Genomic DNA, 14,857 nt, shown 5'->3' on the forward strand with positions numbered 1-14,857 from the left:
TGGCCTTCGTGCGCCGCTTCCAGCGCTCCGTCTACGGAGTGGCCGTCGCCGTCGTGGGGGGGGCGCGGGGCGGCGGGGCGGGGGGGGGGCCCGACGGCGGCGGGGGCGTGGCCGGGGCGGCGCCCATGTGCGCGACGGCCAGCGCGCCCGCCGTCAGGGCCAGGAGCAGCGCCGGTGCGCGCCGCCCCCGCCGGAGGGCCCTCCGCAGCCGGTGGCGGGCGCCCCGCACCCGGAGCGGCTCGAAGGCCGGCACCGTACAGGGCGCGGGGACGGAGGAGGTGAGGGTGGTCGTCATGCGGGGTACCGCCTGTCCGGTCGGGAGCGGAGCGAGAACGCCCCCACTCTCCCGACTCCGCCCCCACCCCGCTCCGGCCTGGGGATCACCTCAGGGCTGTGGACAACTCGCCCACACCCAAGGGTGGTTTACGGCAGTTCGATCCCCAGGTCCCAGCCGTCGTGCGCCCGCAGGCACAGGCAGTCCCGGTCCGCCGTCGCCGGCAGGGCCCCCACCGCGTCGAAGAGGACCTCCCGCAGCCGTCCCACGTTCTCGCCGAACACCCGCAGCACCTCGGTGTGGGAGACGCCCTCGCCGGTCTCGGCGCCCGCGTCGAGGTCGGTGACGAGGGCGAGGGAGGTGTAGCAGAGGCCCAGCTCGCGGGCGAGGACGGCCTCGGGGTGTCCGGTCATGCCGACCACCGACCAGCCCGCGGCGGCGTGCCAGCGGGACTCGGCGCGGGTGGAGAAGCGGGGCCCTTCGACGACGACCATCGTGCCGCCGTCGACGGGTTCCCAGCCGCGGCCCCGGGCGGCCTTGACCGCGACCCGCCGCCCGTCCGGGCAGTAGGGGTCGGCGAAGGTCACGTGGACGACGTTCGGTACGGCTCCGTCGGCCCGCCGCTCGCCGTCGAAGTAGGTCTGTGCCCGGCTCTTCGTGCGGTCGACGAGCTGGTCGGGCACGACGAGCGTGCCGGGCCCGTACTCCTCGCGCAGTCCGCCGACGGCGCAGGGCCCGAGGACCTGCCGTACGCCCACGGAGCGCAGCGCCCAGAGGTTGGCGCGGTAGTTGATCCGGTGGGGCGGGACGGTGTGGCCGCGGCCGTGCCGGGGGAGGAAGGCGACCTGCCGCCCGGCGATCGAGCCGAGGAAGAGGGAGTCGCTGGGGCTGCCGTACGGGGTGTCGACGGACACCTCGGTGACGTCCTCCAGGAACGAGTAGAAGCCGGAGCCGCCGATCACGCCGATGTCCGCGTACACGTCATGGTTGGCCATGCCGGTCACCCTAAGCGCGCGCCCCCGGAAACACCGAGGGGCCCGTCGCGCACGGCGACGGGCCCCTCGGGGAAGAACTAGGCGGCCGAGCTTCCGGTGCTCGACGAGGACGTCGAGGAGGAGGAAGCGGACGACGCGGCCGGCTTCGCGTCCGAAGAGGACGAAGCGGACGACGAGGCCGGGGACGAAGAGGTCGACGTCGAGGACGTCGAGGACTTCGACGAGGCCGGCGAGCTGCTGGACGACGAGCCGCGGCTGTCGTTCCGGTAGAAGCCGGAGCCCTTGAAGACGATGCCGACGGCCGAGAACACCTTCTTCAGGCGTCCCTGGCAGCTGGGGCACACGGTCAGGGCGTCATCCGTGAACTTCTGCACCGCCTCGAGGCCTTCGCCGCACTCGGTGCACTGGTACTGGTAGGTCGGCACTTGACTTCCTCCTGGCACTCACACTCATCGAGTGCTAACGACGATCCATAGTGACGTATTCCGTGGGTTCAGTCCACCGCCACCGGCACGCGGTGACCGATACCACGTGCGGCGACCCGGCTCGCCTCGCGCGGCTTCAGCCGCGACCGCAGGGCGAGCAGCGTGGTCAGGGCGAGGGCCGTGCCCGCCATCGGCACCAGGAATCCGGTGCTGGCGCCGTGGGCGTCGGCGAGGCGGCCGGCGACCGTGACGGCCGCGGCCTGGCCGAGCGCGACGGCGCCGGTGAGCCAGGTGAAGGCCTCGGTACGGGCCGAGGCCGGGATCAGGGTCTCGACGATGGTGTAGCCGGTGATCAGGGCGGGGGCGATGCACAGGCCGACGACGAGGCCCAGGGCGCCGAGGAGCAGCACCGAGTGCGTGGTCCACAGCAGGGAGGCGGCGGCGGTGAGGCCCGCGTAGCCCAGGACGAGGCGGCGGCGGGGGCCGGTCTTCCAGGCGACGGCGCCCATGGCGATGCCCGCGAGCATGTTGCCGGCGGCGAAGATCCCGTACAGCAGGCCGTTGGCGCCGGGGTTGCCGATCTCCTCGGTGAAGGCGGTGAGGGAGACCTGCATGCCGCCGAAGACGGAGCCGATGCCGAGGAAGGCGACGATCAGGACGCGGACGCCGGGGACGGACAGGGCGGAGCGGTGGGGCTCCGAGGTGACCGCGGCGGACAGGCCGTACGCGGGCTGGGTGGCGCGCTGTGCGGCGAAGAACAGGCCGCCGACGAGGGTGAGGGCGGCCTCGGCGATCAGGCCCGCGGCCGGGTGGACGCCGGTGCACAGGGCGGTGGCGAGGACGGGGCCGACGACGAAGGTGAACTCGTCCGTGACGGATTCGAAGGCGGCGGCCGTCGGCATCAGCGGGGTGCCGTCGAGCTTGGCGGCCCAGCGGGACCGGACCATCGGCCCGACCTGGGGCACGGAGGCACCGGAGGGGACCGCGGCCAGGAACAGTGCCCAGAGCGGGGCGCCCGACAGGGCGAGCGCGACGAGCAGGGAGACGGACGCGGTGTGGACGAGGACGCCGGGGATCAGGACGGCGCGCTGGCCGAAGCGGTCGGCGAGCTTGCCGCTCTGCGGGGCGAACAGCGCCATGGAGACACCGGTGACGGCGGCGACCGCGCCGGCGCTGCCGAAGGAGCCGGTGGTGTGCTGGACGAGCAGGACGATGCCGATGGTCAGCATCGCGAAGGGCTGCCGCGCGGCGAAGCCGGGGAGCAGGAAGGACAGTGCGCCGGGTGTGCGCAGCAGCTGCCCGTAGCCGGGCCGCTTGTCCGAGATGACCGTGGACGCCACGGTCCTTGCCTTTCTGCCGCCTGGTAGCGCGCCTCCGCACGGTGGTGCGGGTGTCGCCGAGAGCTGTCCTCATGCGCGTTACTGCGGTAGATACCGGGCCGGCCCCACTGCGGAGGGGCGCCACGGCCGCCATACGGTCGCGCCAGCTCTGCGTCAGGCAGAGTTGGTTCGATCAGGTGTTCCTTCATGGTACAGGGAAGAGCGTCTTCCCGCCTGGGAAAACGCTCCCGCACCTGAATTAATGCCTGGGATTAACCGGAAGTTTTCCTGCGGTGGTCGCTGCCCGGCAGGTGGAAGCGCCCCATGGCCGTGGGTTCCGAGGCGGCCGTCGCGCCCCCGGTCCCGAGCCAGCCGGCGAGCTTGCCGCCCTGTCCGACGGCCCGCAGCCGCCGTTCGGTGGCGTCCCGCACCGGGTCGGTGGCGACGACGAGGAGTTCGTCGCCGTGCCGCAGGACGGTCGCCGGACCCGGTACGAAGCTGGCGTCCTCCCGTACGACGAGGGTGACGGCGGCTCCGGCGGGGAGGCGCAGCTCGGCGACCTCGACGCCGTGCATCCGGGAGCTCTCCGGGATGGCGACGGAGAGCAGGTGGCCGCGCAGCCGCTCCAGGGGTGCGGACTCGACGCCGAGGTCGGCGGTCTCGGTGGAGTCGCCGAGCTTGAGGGCCTTCGCCAGCCAGGGCAGCGTCGGGCCCTGGACGAGGGTGTAGACGACGACGAGGACGAAGACGATGTTGAAGATCCGCTCGCTGCCCTCGATCTTCGACACCATCGGGATGGTGGCGAGGATGATGGGGACGGCTCCGCGCAGGCCGGCCCAGGACATCAGGGCCTGCTCCTGCCAGGGGATCCGGAAGGGCAGCAGGCTGACCAGGACCTCCATGGGCCGTGCGACCACGGTCAGGACGAGGCCGATGACGACGGCGGGCCAGAAGTCGTGGCCGAGCTCGTGCGGGGTGACGAGCAGGCCGAGCAGGACGAACATGCCGATCTGGGCGATCCAGCCGAGTCCCTCGGCGAAGCCGCGGTTCGCGGGCGCGTGGGGAAGCTTGGCGTTGCCGAGGACCATCGAGGCCAGGTAGACGGCGAGGAAGCCGGAGCCGTGGGCCATGGCGCCGGCGGCGTACGCGACGACGGCGATGGCCATGACGGCGATCGGGTACAGGCCGGAGGCGGGCAGGGCGACGTGCTTGAGCCCGTAGGCCCCGACGAAGCCGACCGCGAGGCCGACGGCGACGCCGATGGCGAGTTCGAGGGCGATCTCGGCGATGAGCAGGTACCAGTGGTCGACCGGTCCGGCCGTGGAGAAGGCGACGACGAGGATGACGACGGGGGCGTCGTTGAAGCCGGACTCGGCCTCCAGGACACCGGTGACCCGTGAGGGGAGGGGCACCTTGCGCAGCACGGAGAAGACCGCGGCGGCGTCGGTGGAGGAGACGACGGCGCCGATGATCAGGGCCTGCCGCCAGTCCAGCCCGACGAGGTAGTGGGCGCCCGCGGCGGTGATGCCGACGCTGACGGCGACGCCGACGGTGGAGAGGACGACCGCGGCGGGCAGTGCCGGCTTGATCTCCTTCCACTTCGTGCCGAGACCACCCTCGGCGAGGATCACGACGAGGGCGGCGTAGCCGATGACCTGCGTGAGTTCGGCGTTGTCGAAGGCGACGTTGCCGATGCCGTCCTGGCCGATGGCGACGCCGATGCCGAGGTAGAGCAGCAGGCTGGGGAGCCCGCTCCGGGAGGAGATCCGCACGGCCGCGACGGCCACGAGCAGGACGAGGGAGCAGACGAGCAGAAGTTCGTTGAGCTGGTGGACAGTCAGTGGCCGTTCCTTCCCTCACGTGCGGCTGGATCGTTCCTCCAGCGGCAAGGTACTTCGTTACCTTACCTAATCTTTAACGCTTTCTTGACGCCCTCTTTGCTTCTCCTCGCTCATCAGTACGGTTCTCTTCCTGACACCGCGTCCGGGCCGTCCGGACGCTGCGCCTAAGGTTGCTCCCGTACTCCAGGACCACCCTGCCCCTCGAAGGACAGCGATGCCCTCCAACACGACCGCGCCCCCCGGCAAGAAGACCGCCAAGAAGAAAGGGCGGCGCGCCCGCCTGATCCTCGTCGTCCTGGTCCTCGCACTGGTCGCGGGCATCGGCTTCGGCGGGTACTGGGGTGTCAGCACCGTCCGGGCCTCGTTCCCGCAGACGACCGGCGAGATCCGACTCGACAAACTCTCCGCCGACGTCGAGGTGAAGCGCGACGCCAACGGCGTCCCGCAGATCTACGCCGACAACGAGACCGACCTCTTCCGCGCCCAGGGCTACGTCCAGGCGCAGGACCGGTTCTACGAGATGGACGTCCGCCGGCACGTGACCGCGGGCCGGCTCTCCGAGATGTTCGGCGAGAGCCAGGTCGACACCGACGCCTTCCTGCGCACCCTCGGCTGGCGCCGGGTCGCGCAGCAGGAGTACGACAAGGTCCTGTCGCCGGAGACGAAGAAGTACCTCCAGGCGTACGCGGAGGGCGTCAACGCCTACCTGAAGGACCGCGCGCCGGAGGACGTCTCCGTCGAGTACGCGGCGCTCGGCCTCACCAACGACTACGCGATCGAGCCGTGGACCCCGGTCGACTCGGTGTCCTGGCTCAAGGCGATGGCCTGGGACCTGCGCGGCAACATGCAGGACGAGATCGACCGCTCGCTGATGACGAGCCGGCTGAACGCGAAGCAGATCAAGCAGCTGTACCCGGAGTACCCGTACGCGCTGCACCAGCCGATCCTGGACAAGGGCGCGGTCGACGCGTCCACCGGGAAGTTCGACCCGAAGGCCGACGCGACCGAGGGCGACGGCACCACCACCGGGGACACCCCGGGCGCGGGTCCCGGCCGTGCGAGCGGCGGCGTGAGCTCCCAGCTCGGCGCCCTCTCCGAGGTCCTCGACACCGTCCCCGCCCTGCTCGGCCCGAACGGCAACGGCATCGGCTCGAACTCCTGGGTCGTCGCCGGGCGGCTCACCACCTCCGGCAAGCCGCTGCTCGCCAACGACCCGCACCTCGCGCCCCAGCTGCCGTCCCTCTGGTACCAGATGGGCCTGCACTGCCGCTCCGTCTCGGCCACCTGCCGCTACGACGTCGCCGGCTACACCTTCTCCGGCATGCCCGGCGTGATCATCGGCCACAACGACAAGATCGCCTGGGGCCTCACCAACCTCGGCGCCGACGTGACCGACCTCTACCTGGAGAAGATCGGCCCCGACGGCTACCTCGTCGACGGCAAGGTCAAGCCCTTCAAGAGCCGCGAGGAGATCATCAAGGTCGCCGGCGGCAGCGACCGGAAGATCACCGTCCGCTCCACCGAGCACGGCCCGCTCGTCTCCGACCGCTCCTCCGACCTGGAGAAGGTCGGCCAGAAGGCCCCCGTCGGCAACTCCGCCCCGGACCGCGGCACCGGCTACGGCGTCTCCCTCCAGTGGACCGCGCTCCAGCCCGGCCACTCGATGGACGCCGTCTTCGCCCTCGACCGCGCCAAGGACTTCAAGACCTTCCGGGCGGCCGCCAAGTACTTCGAGGTCCCGTCCCAGAACCTGATCTACGCCGACACCGAGGGCAACATCGGCTACCAGTCCCCGGGCACGATCCCGCAGCGGAAGAAGGGCGACGGCACCCTGCCCGCGCCCGGCTGGGACTCCTCGTACGGATGGAGGAGCACCATCCCCTTCGAGAAGCTGCCCTACGAGTACAACCCGCGGCGCGGCTACATCGTCACCGCCAACCAGGCCGTGATCGACCAGAAGACCTACCCCGACCTGCTCACCAAGGACTGGGGCTACGGCTCGCGCAGCCAGCGGATCAACGACCTCATCGAGTCGAAGACCAAGGACGGCGGCAAGATCTCGCCGGACGACATGCGGACCATGCAGACGGACAACCGCAGCGAGATCGCGACCCTGCTCAACCCGCTCCTGCTGAAGATCGACATCGCCGACCCGCAGGTCCGTGAGGCGCAGAAGCTCCTCGAAGGCTGGGACTACACCCAGGAGCCCGACTCGGCCGCCGCCGCCTACTTCAACGCGGTCTGGCGCAACGTCCTCAAGCTCGCCTTCGGCAACAAGCTGCCCAAGGAACTGCGCGCCGAGGGCGACTGCATCAGCGTCCGCCCGGCCCAGGCCACCGGCCCGGTCGACGAGCAGAACAAGCTCGTCCGCGAGTGCGGCGAGCGCGACCCCGACTCGGCGCAGCCGGACGGCGGCGACCGCTGGTACGAGGTGGTCCGCCCGCTCCTCAAGCAGGAGAAGAACGAGTGGTGGAAGACCCCGGGCAACCGTCTGGACCCGGCCACCGAGACCCGTGACCAGCTGCTCGCCCGCGCCATGAAGGACGCCCGCTGGGAGCTGACCGCGAAGCTCGGCAAGGACGTCTCCACCTGGAGCTGGGGCCGGCTGCACCAGCTGACCCTGAAGAACCAGACCCTCGGCACCGCGGGCCCCGGCGTCGTGCAGCAGCTCCTCAACCGCGGCCCGTGGAACCTGGGCGGCGGTGAGGCGGCCGTCGACGCCACCGGCTGGAACGCGGCCGGCGGCTACGAGGTCATCTGGGTGCCGTCGATGCGGATGGTCGTGAACGTCGGCGACTGGGACAAGTCCCGCTGGGTCAACCTGACCGGCGCCTCCGGGCACGCCTTCCACTCGAACTACACCGACCAGACGGACACCTGGGCGAAGGGCGAGCTGTACGACTGGGCCTACGGCAAGGCGGCGGTCGACGCGGCGGCGAAGGACACGCTCACGCTGAAGCCCTGAACCGGGTGACCCCCTCCGGGGTCACCACCGCTTGCACGGGGTGGTCGTGCGGTTCCTCCGGGACCCGGGCGACCACCTCGTTCGCGTACAGGAGCACCACCAGGGCCGGATCCACGCCCGCGCGTGCGAGCCGGGCCAGGACCCGGTCGTACGAGCCGCCGCCCCGCCCCAGCCGCATCCCTCGCCCGTCGACCGCGAGGCCCGGCAGCAGCACGGTGTCGGCGGCGCACACCGCCTCGGGGCCCAGCCGGGGCCCGGTCGGTTCGAGCAGGCCGCGGCCGGCCTTCGCCAGCGCCTCCGGTCCCTCGTACGCCGCCCAGTCCAGGTCGTTGTCGGGCAGCAGGACCGGGAGCAGGACCCGCACCCCGCGCGCGTGGAGGGCGTCGAGCAGCGCGCGCGTGCCCGGTTCGCGGCCCACCGACACATAGGCGGCGACGGTGGCCGCCCCCGAGAGTTCGGCCAGTTCCATTCCGTGCGCGGCGAGGGATTCGGCCGCGTCCGCGACGAGAAGGGGGGTCAGTGCGGCGCGGGTGCCCAGAAGTCGGCTGCGCAGCAGGGTCTTTTCGGACATCTCAGGTGTCATGCCGGCCTCATGTACATATACGGAATTCTTGTAACTGTCTTTATGTGGAGGAAGTTAACCGAAGCCACATCTTCCTCTCATTCCGAACGGCTAAGGTGCACCGCATGAATCAGTCGTTCCCCAGGCTCGGTCGGATCAGCAAGGCTGTCATCCCCGCCGCCGGTCTCGGCACCCGCTTCCTGCCGGCGACGAAGGCGACCCCGAAGGAGATGCTGCCGGTCGTCGACAAGCCGGCCATCCAGTACGTCGTCGAGGAGGCCGTCGCGGCCGGCCTCTCCGACGTCCTGATGATCACCGGCCGGAACAAGCGGCCCCTGGAGGACCACTTCGACCGGAACTACGAGCTGGAGGAGGCCCTCCTCCGCAAGGGCGACGAGGAACGCCTCTCCAAGGTCCAGGAGTCCAGCGACCTCGCCACCATGCACTACGTCCGCCAGGGCGCCCCGCGCGGCCTCGGCCACGCCGTGCTGTGCGCCGCCCCGCACGTCGGTGACCAGCCCTTCGCGGTGCTCCTCGGCGACGACCTGATCGACCCGCGCGACCCGCTGCTCGCGCGGATGGTGGAGGTGCAGGAGCGGGAGGGCGGCAGCGTCATCGCCCTGATGGAGGTCGAGCCCTCGCAGATCCACCTCTACGGCTGCGCGGCGGTCGAGCCGACCGGCGACTCGGACGTGGTGAAGGTGACGGACCTGGTCGAGAAGCCGGATCCGGGCGAGGCGCCCAGCAACTACGCGATCATCGGCCGTTACGTCCTGGATCCAGCCGTTTTCGACACCCTGCGGGAGACCGAGCCGGGCCGCGGCGGCGAGATCCAGCTGACCGACGCCCTGCAGAAACTCGCCTGGGACGAGAAGCTCGGCGGCCCCGTGCACGGCGTCGTGTTCAAGGGGCGCCGCTATGACACCGGCGACCGCGGCGACTATCTGCGTGCCATTGTCAGACTCGCGTGCGAACGTGAAGATCTGGGACCGGACTTCCGGGCCTGGCTCCGGAGATATGTCAGCGAGGAGATGTAGCACCTTGAGCAGCAGTGCGGCACACGAGCACGAGCACGACCACGGGGCGGGCGCGCCGGACCCCTGCGCGGGCCCGGCCCGCGGCCTGTGGTCGGTGGACGAGCACCTCGCCGACATCCTCGCGACGGTCTCCCCGCTCGAACCGATCGAGCTGCAACTCCTCGACGCCCAGGGCTGCGTCCTCGTCGAGGACGTGACGGTGCCGGCCGCGCTGCCCCCCTTCGACAACAGCTCCATGGACGGCTACGCGGTCCGGGTCGCCGATGTCGCCGGGGCCACCGAGGAGTTCCCCGCCGTCCTCACCGTCATCGGCGACGTCGCCGCGGGCGCCGGCGGCCTGCCCGAGGTCGGCCCCGGCCAGGCCGCCCGGATCATGACCGGCGCCCCGCTGCCGCCCGGCGCCGAGGCCGTCGTCCCCGTCGAGTGGACCGACGGCGGTACGGGCGGGGGCGCCGCCACCGGCATGACCGCCGCCAGCACCGCCCCCGAGGGCGCCGCGGGCGAGGTCCGGGTCCACCGCTCCGCCGAGGCCGGCGCCCACGTCCGCAGAGCGGGCAGCGACGTACGGGCCGGGGAGCTCGCCCTCGCGGCCGGCACGGTCCTCGGGCCGCCGCAGATCGGCCTGCTCGCCGCGATCGGCCGCGGCACCGTCAAGGTCCGCCCCCGCCCCCGGGTGGTCGTCCTCTCCACCGGCAGCGAGCTCGTCCAGCCCGGGGAGCCGCTCGGCGAGGGCCAGATCCACGACTCCAACAGCTTCGCGCTCGCCGCCGCCGCGCGGGACGCCGGCGCCCTGGCCTACCGGGTGGGGGCCGTCGCCGACGACGCGGAGTCGCTGCGCGCCACCATCGAGGACCAGCTCATCCGGGCCGACCTGATCGTCACCACGGGCGGGGTGAGCGTCGGCGCGTACGACGTGGTGAAGGAGGCGCTGACCGCCGACGGACAGGTCGACTTCCGCAAGCTCGCCATGCAGCCGGGCAAGCCCCAGGGCTTCGGCGCGGTCGGCACCGAGCAGATCCCGCTGCTCGCCCTGCCGGGGAACCCGGTCTCCTCGTACGTCTCCTTCGAGCTGTTCGTGCGCCCCGCGATCCGCGCCCTGATGGGCGTCGAGGACCTGCACCGGCCCACGGTCCGGGCCGTCCTCGCCGCCGACGAGCCCCTCTCGTCCCCGGCGGGCCGCCGCCAGTTCCTCCGCGGCACGTACGACCGTGCGGCGGGCACCGTCACACCCGTGGGCGGTGCCGGTTCCCACCTGATCGCGGCCCTCGCCCACGCGGACTGCCTGCTCGTGGTCCCGGAGGAGACGCGGAACGTGGAGCCGGGCACCGAGCTGGAAGTGGTCCTCCTGGGCTGAGGGGGCGACGCTGGGGGTACGGTGTCGTCCTTCACACAGCGACCGGGAGTGTCACGGCCATGAGCACGCAGCAAGGTCTCACCCACATCGACGAGGCGGGCGCGGCCCGCATGGTCGACGTATCGGCGAAGGACGTCACGTCCCGCACCGCCCGCGCCAGCGGGCGGGTCCTCGTCTCGCCGCGCGTGATCGAGCTGCTGCGCGGCGAGGGCGTCCCGAAGGGCGACGCGCTCGCCACCGCCCGCATCGCGGGGATCATGGGCGCCAAGAAGACCCCGGACCTCATCCCGCTCTGCCACCCGCTGGCCGTCTCGGGCGTCACCCTGGACCTGGCGGTCACGGACGACGCGGTCGAGATCCTGGCGACGGTGAAGACCACGGACCGCACGGGCGTCGAGATGGAGGCCCTCACGGCGGTCTCGGTGGCGGCCCTGACCGTCGTCGACATGGTGAAGGCGGTCGACAAGGGCGCGGTCATCTCCGACGTACGGGTGGAGGAGAAGACGGGCGGCAAGTCGGGCCACTGGACGAGGGCCGAGGCGTGACGCGCGCGGGCCGGGTGGCCGCCACGCACGAGGAGCAGACGGAGGCCGCCCCCGAGGAGGTCCCGGCCGCGGCCTACCGCGCGCTCGTCGTCACCGCCTCCAACCGGGCGTCGGCCGGGGTGTACGAGGACAAGGGCGGTCCGCTGATCGCCGAGGGCCTGACCCGGATGCGCTTCGCCGTGGACGGCCCGCAGGTCGTCCCGGACGGGGCGCCGGTGGAGGCGGCCCTGCGGGCAGGGGTCGACGCCGGGTACGACGTGATCGTCACGACCGGCGGTACGGGCATCTCGCCCACCGACGAGACGCCCGAGGTGACCCGCCGGGTCCTGGAGCGGGAGATCCCGGGCATCCCGGAGGCGATCCGCGCGTACGGGAGGGAGAAGGTGCCGACGGCGGCGCTCTCCCGGGGGCTCGCGGGGGTCGCGGGCTCCACGCTGATCGTGAACCTGCCCGGGTCCCCGGGCGGGGTCCGCGACGGGCTCGCCGTGCTCGAGCCGCTGCTGCGCCACGCCGTCGACCAGATCCGCGGCGGCGACCACCCGAGAGCGTCGTGATCCCGTCCTGGCCGGTGGTGCTCGTCGACGGCGACGTACTGCTCCGACCGATAAAGATGCGCGACCAGGCGGCCTGGCGCGAGGTGAACCGGCGCAACCGCGAGTGGCTGCGGCCCTGGGAGGCGACGGTTCCGCCGCCGCCTCCGGGCGGCCCGGTCGCGCACCGGCCGACGTACCGTCAGATGGTGCGTCATCTGCGGTCGGAGGCGAACGCCGGCCGGATGCTGCCGTTCGTGATCGAGTACCGGGGGCGGCTCGTCGGCCAGTTGACGGTCGCCGGGATCACGTGGGGCTCGATGTGCTCGGGGCACGTGGGGTACTGGGTGGACAGCGAGGTGGCCGGGCGCGGGGTGATGCCGACGGCGGTCGCGCTCGCCGTCGACCACTGCTTCCGCGTGGTGGGGCTGCACCGCATGGAGGTGTGCATCCGCCCGGAGAACGGGCCTTCGCGCCGGGTGGTGGAGAAGCTCGGTTTCCGCGAGGAGGGCCTGCGGCCCCGCTATCTCCACATCGACGGCGCGTGGCGGGACCATCTGGTCTTCGCGCTGACGGCGGAGGAGGTGCCGGAGGGGCTGCTGCGCCGCTGGCATCACGCAAGAATGCAATAAGTGTTCGAATTTAATCGTCAGTTGGCGGTCAATCGATCGGAACAATCACAAAAAAGTTCAGTGATATCAGCCAGATCGTGCGACACACCGGGCCAATTGGCCGATGCGTGTTACAGAACCCCTCTACCGTGTGAGGCGTGAGCAGCAGCGGCCTCATCTACGCAGTCATCGTCGGGGCCTGGGCCGCCTACTTGGTGCCGATGTGGCTCCGCAGGCAGGACGAGCTGAACGAAGCCCGTCCGACGGAACGCTTCAGCACCGCCATCCGGCTGCTTTCCGGACGGGCGGGCATGGAGCGCCGGTACGCCAAGGAGCTCAAGGAGCGGGACCGTACGGCGGAGGGACCGACGCCCGACGTGGACCCGGACGCGGAGACCGAGCATCTGAGCTCGGTCGACGTCCGGGCCTTCTCCGCGCCCGCGGCCAGGACGGAAGCGCGCCTGGAGCTCCCGGAACCCGAACCGGAACCCGAGCCGGAACCGGCGCCCGAACCGGCGCCCGCGCCGGCCCGGCCCGCCCCGGGAGCCGCCGAGCGCGCCCGCCGCGGCAAGGTCCTCGCCCGGCGCCGCCGGACCACGACGCTCCTCTTCGCCGCCTTCACCCTCGGCGCGGTCGTCGCGGCCGTCGGCGGCATCGCCTTCCTGTGGGCCCCGGCGGTCCCCGCGCTGCTCCTCAGCGCGTACATCGTCCACCTGCGGATCCAGGAACGCCGCCGCTTCGTGTACGTGATGGACCGGCGGCGCGCCGAGGCGGCCGCCGCCCGGCTGCGCGAGAGCCGGCGCCCGGCCCCGACGCCGGAGCCGGAGGCCGAGCAGGCCCCGGCGGTCACCCCGCAGGAGGCGGACCGGCGCGCCCTGGTCGAGCAGACGGACCACGCGGAGTGGGTGGACCAGCAGCGCGAGCGCGGCCCGGCCCGCGGCGACAGCTGGGACCCGGTCCCGGTGCCGCTCCCCACGTACGTCACCGCCCCGGTCGCCCCGCGCGCCACGAGCGGCATCGACATCACGGACCCGGAGACCTGGAGCGCGGCCCGCTCCTCCACGGCGGCCGACCCGACCCCGGCGCCGTCCCCCGCGCCCCGCCAGCGGACCACCCCGCCGCGCCGGGGCCGCGACCACGGCCGGACCCCGCTCTTCGACCAGTACGCGGACGACGACCGCCCCCGCGCGGCCAACGAATGACCCCCGGCCGGGGGCCCGCGACGGCCCCCGGCTGACCTGCGAGGGAAGCGATTTTTGTTCTTCCCGATCGGGATGCTAATGTTTCACACGTCGCAAGGGCCTGTGGCGCAGTCTGGTAGCGCACCTCGTTCGCATCGAGGGGGTCTGGGGTTCAAATCCCCACAGGTCCACAGACAACGAGATCCCGCCCGGTCGAAAGACCGGGCGGGATCTTCGTCGTTCAGGGGTTCTTCGCGGTCCGTCAGGCGCCTGCCGTCGCCACGGCCGTCAGCCAGGCGTTCCAGTCGCTCTCGTAGTCCAGCGAGGTGAGGTGGGCACGCGCGGCGGCCCAGTTCCCGCTGCGGTAGTGGCCGAGTACGGTGGCCACGTCCGCCGGGTGCCTCTCGACCATGTAGCGGGCGGCGAGGTAGCCCCAGGAGTAGGTGCGGCTGACGTCGCTGTTGGCGTAGGTGGTGTCGAACAGCGTGCGCAGGGAGTACGTGTGCTTGCCGGCCTCGGCGATGGCGTTGGTGTACGTGACGCCGCGGTAGGAGTAGGAGACGTACTCCGCTATGCCCTCGCCCCACCACACGGTGGGGGTGCTCTGGCTCGCCTCGAAGTCGCCGTACAGGTCGAAGCGGCCGTCGAGGTAGTGGGTGTACTCGTGGTTGAGGTTCCAGATCTGCCAGCCGGGGCTCACGTCGGTGCGCTCGTAGCAGATGAAGCGCGGCTGGTTGCCCGTCCTGGCGGGGTCTCCCTCCAGGTACATGCCGCCGTTGTTCGTGTCGATGCCGTAGATCCTGCCCGCGTAGGCCTTGTAGTCGGCGCTCGAGTTGAAGACGTCGACCTCCAGGGTGGTGTTGCGGTCGTCCGCCACCGGACCCGGGTCGTTCACCACGCCGTGGAAGTAGGCGTCCTGGTTGGCCAGGCTCGCGCAGGTCGCCGCCAGCTGGGCGGCGGTCATCTCCTGGGCCCGGATCCGGAGGGAGGGGCCGCAGTCGTGGACGATCGGCAGGATCCGTGATTCCAGCCTGCCGCCGGTGGTGCCGGTCGCGCCGGGGTTGCCCTTGGCGATGCCGTGGGCCGGGCGCTGGGCCGGGTCCGCGAAGGCGTGGCCCGGCTCGGGTTCGGCCTGGGCGGCCTGGGCGGGAGCGGCCGCGAGGGTGGCGGCGAGCAGGGCGGTGGCGAGGGCCATGATGCGCAAGACGCACTCCTGGT

The 14,857-nt window shown here is 71.9% G+C and carries 14 protein-coding genes and 1 tRNA gene; 8 read left to right on the forward strand and 7 right to left on the reverse strand.

The genetic code is table 11. The features are described 5' to 3' along the window. Positions 1 to 31: 31 nt before the first annotated feature. The 5 genes from ACWGN5_RS24900 to ACWGN5_RS24920 all read right to left on the reverse strand — a co-directional run bounded on the left by ACWGN5_RS24900 (position 32) and on the right by ACWGN5_RS24920 (position 4,854). Positions 32 to 295, reverse strand: a complete 264-nt coding sequence (locus ACWGN5_RS24900) for a hypothetical protein (protein WP_453518896.1) — start codon at positions 293 to 295, stop codon at positions 32 to 34. Positions 296 to 423: 128 nt separating this feature from the next. Continuing rightward, positions 424 to 1,269: an S-methyl-5'-thioadenosine phosphorylase gene (locus tag ACWGN5_RS24905; protein WP_453518899.1), complete on the reverse strand. Its 846-nt coding sequence runs from the start codon at positions 1,267 to 1,269 to the stop codon at positions 424 to 426. Positions 1,270 to 1,346: 77 nt separating this feature from the next. Next, positions 1,347 to 1,694: an FmdB family zinc ribbon protein gene (locus tag ACWGN5_RS24910; RefSeq protein ID WP_453518902.1), complete on the reverse strand. Its 348-nt coding sequence runs from the start codon at positions 1,692 to 1,694 to the stop codon at positions 1,347 to 1,349. 68 nt (positions 1,695 to 1,762) lie between these two features. Further along, positions 1,763 to 3,034, reverse strand: a complete 1,272-nt coding sequence (locus ACWGN5_RS24915) for an MFS transporter (RefSeq protein ID WP_453518905.1) — start codon at positions 3,032 to 3,034, stop codon at positions 1,763 to 1,765. A gap of 251 nt (positions 3,035 to 3,285) precedes the next feature. Then, positions 3,286 to 4,854, reverse strand: coding sequence for a potassium/proton antiporter (locus tag ACWGN5_RS24920; RefSeq protein WP_453519028.1), 1,569 nt, complete (start codon positions 4,852 to 4,854; stop codon positions 3,286 to 3,288). Positions 4,855 to 5,068: 214 nt separating this feature from the next. Between ACWGN5_RS24920 and ACWGN5_RS24925 the strand changes: the two genes are divergently transcribed. Continuing rightward, entirely contained in the window at positions 5,069 to 7,819 is a 2,751-nt protein-coding gene (locus tag ACWGN5_RS24925; RefSeq protein ID WP_453518908.1) for a penicillin acylase family protein, read from the forward strand. Here ACWGN5_RS24925 and ACWGN5_RS24930 read toward each other — a convergent pair. After that, a complete protein-coding gene (locus tag ACWGN5_RS24930; protein ID WP_453518910.1) occupies positions 7,803 to 8,402 on the reverse strand; it encodes a 5-formyltetrahydrofolate cyclo-ligase in 600 nt (199 codons plus the stop codon). The genes ACWGN5_RS24925 and ACWGN5_RS24930 overlap by 17 nt on opposite strands. A gap of 104 nt (positions 8,403 to 8,506) precedes the next feature. Here ACWGN5_RS24930 and galU point away from each other — a divergent pair, with 104 nt between their 5' ends. From galU to ACWGN5_RS24965, 7 genes are all read left to right on the forward strand, one after another. Further along, a complete protein-coding gene (galU, locus tag ACWGN5_RS24935) occupies positions 8,507 to 9,418 on the forward strand; it encodes a UTP--glucose-1-phosphate uridylyltransferase GalU (protein ID WP_453518912.1) in 912 nt (303 codons plus the stop codon). Between the two features lie 4 nt (positions 9,419 to 9,422). Then, positions 9,423 to 10,772, forward strand: coding sequence for a molybdotransferase-like divisome protein Glp (gene glp / locus ACWGN5_RS24940; RefSeq protein WP_453518914.1), 1,350 nt, complete (start codon positions 9,423 to 9,425; stop codon positions 10,770 to 10,772). 59 nt (positions 10,773 to 10,831) lie between these two features. Beyond that, complete coding sequence (gene moaC, locus ACWGN5_RS24945) at positions 10,832 to 11,317, forward strand: cyclic pyranopterin monophosphate synthase MoaC (protein ID WP_116160486.1); 486 nt, start codon at positions 10,832 to 10,834, stop codon at positions 11,315 to 11,317. 14 nt (positions 11,318 to 11,331) lie between these two features. Next, a complete protein-coding gene (locus ACWGN5_RS24950) occupies positions 11,332 to 11,871 on the forward strand; it encodes a MogA/MoaB family molybdenum cofactor biosynthesis protein (protein ID WP_453519030.1) in 540 nt (179 codons plus the stop codon). A 14-nt stretch (positions 11,872 to 11,885) separates the two neighbouring features. Then, on the forward strand, positions 11,886 to 12,479 hold the full coding sequence (locus ACWGN5_RS24955) for a GNAT family N-acetyltransferase (protein ID WP_351188888.1): 594 nt from the start codon (positions 11,886 to 11,888) through the stop codon (positions 12,477 to 12,479). Between the two features lie 137 nt (positions 12,480 to 12,616). Beyond that, positions 12,617 to 13,660, forward strand: a complete 1,044-nt coding sequence (gene sepX, locus ACWGN5_RS24960) for a divisome protein SepX/GlpR (RefSeq protein WP_453518918.1) — start codon at positions 12,617 to 12,619, stop codon at positions 13,658 to 13,660. A gap of 96 nt (positions 13,661 to 13,756) precedes the next feature. After that, positions 13,757 to 13,830: transfer RNA gene (locus ACWGN5_RS24965), tRNA-Ala, on the forward strand. Between the two features lie 71 nt (positions 13,831 to 13,901). On the opposite strand, the gene ACWGN5_RS24970 is transcribed toward ACWGN5_RS24965, so the two are convergent. Continuing rightward, entirely contained in the window at positions 13,902 to 14,834 is a 933-nt protein-coding gene (locus ACWGN5_RS24970; RefSeq protein ID WP_453519032.1) for a collagenase, read from the reverse strand. Positions 14,835 to 14,857 lie beyond the last annotated feature (23 nt).

The sequence above is a fragment of the Streptomyces sp. NPDC055815 genome (assembly GCF_053616475.1).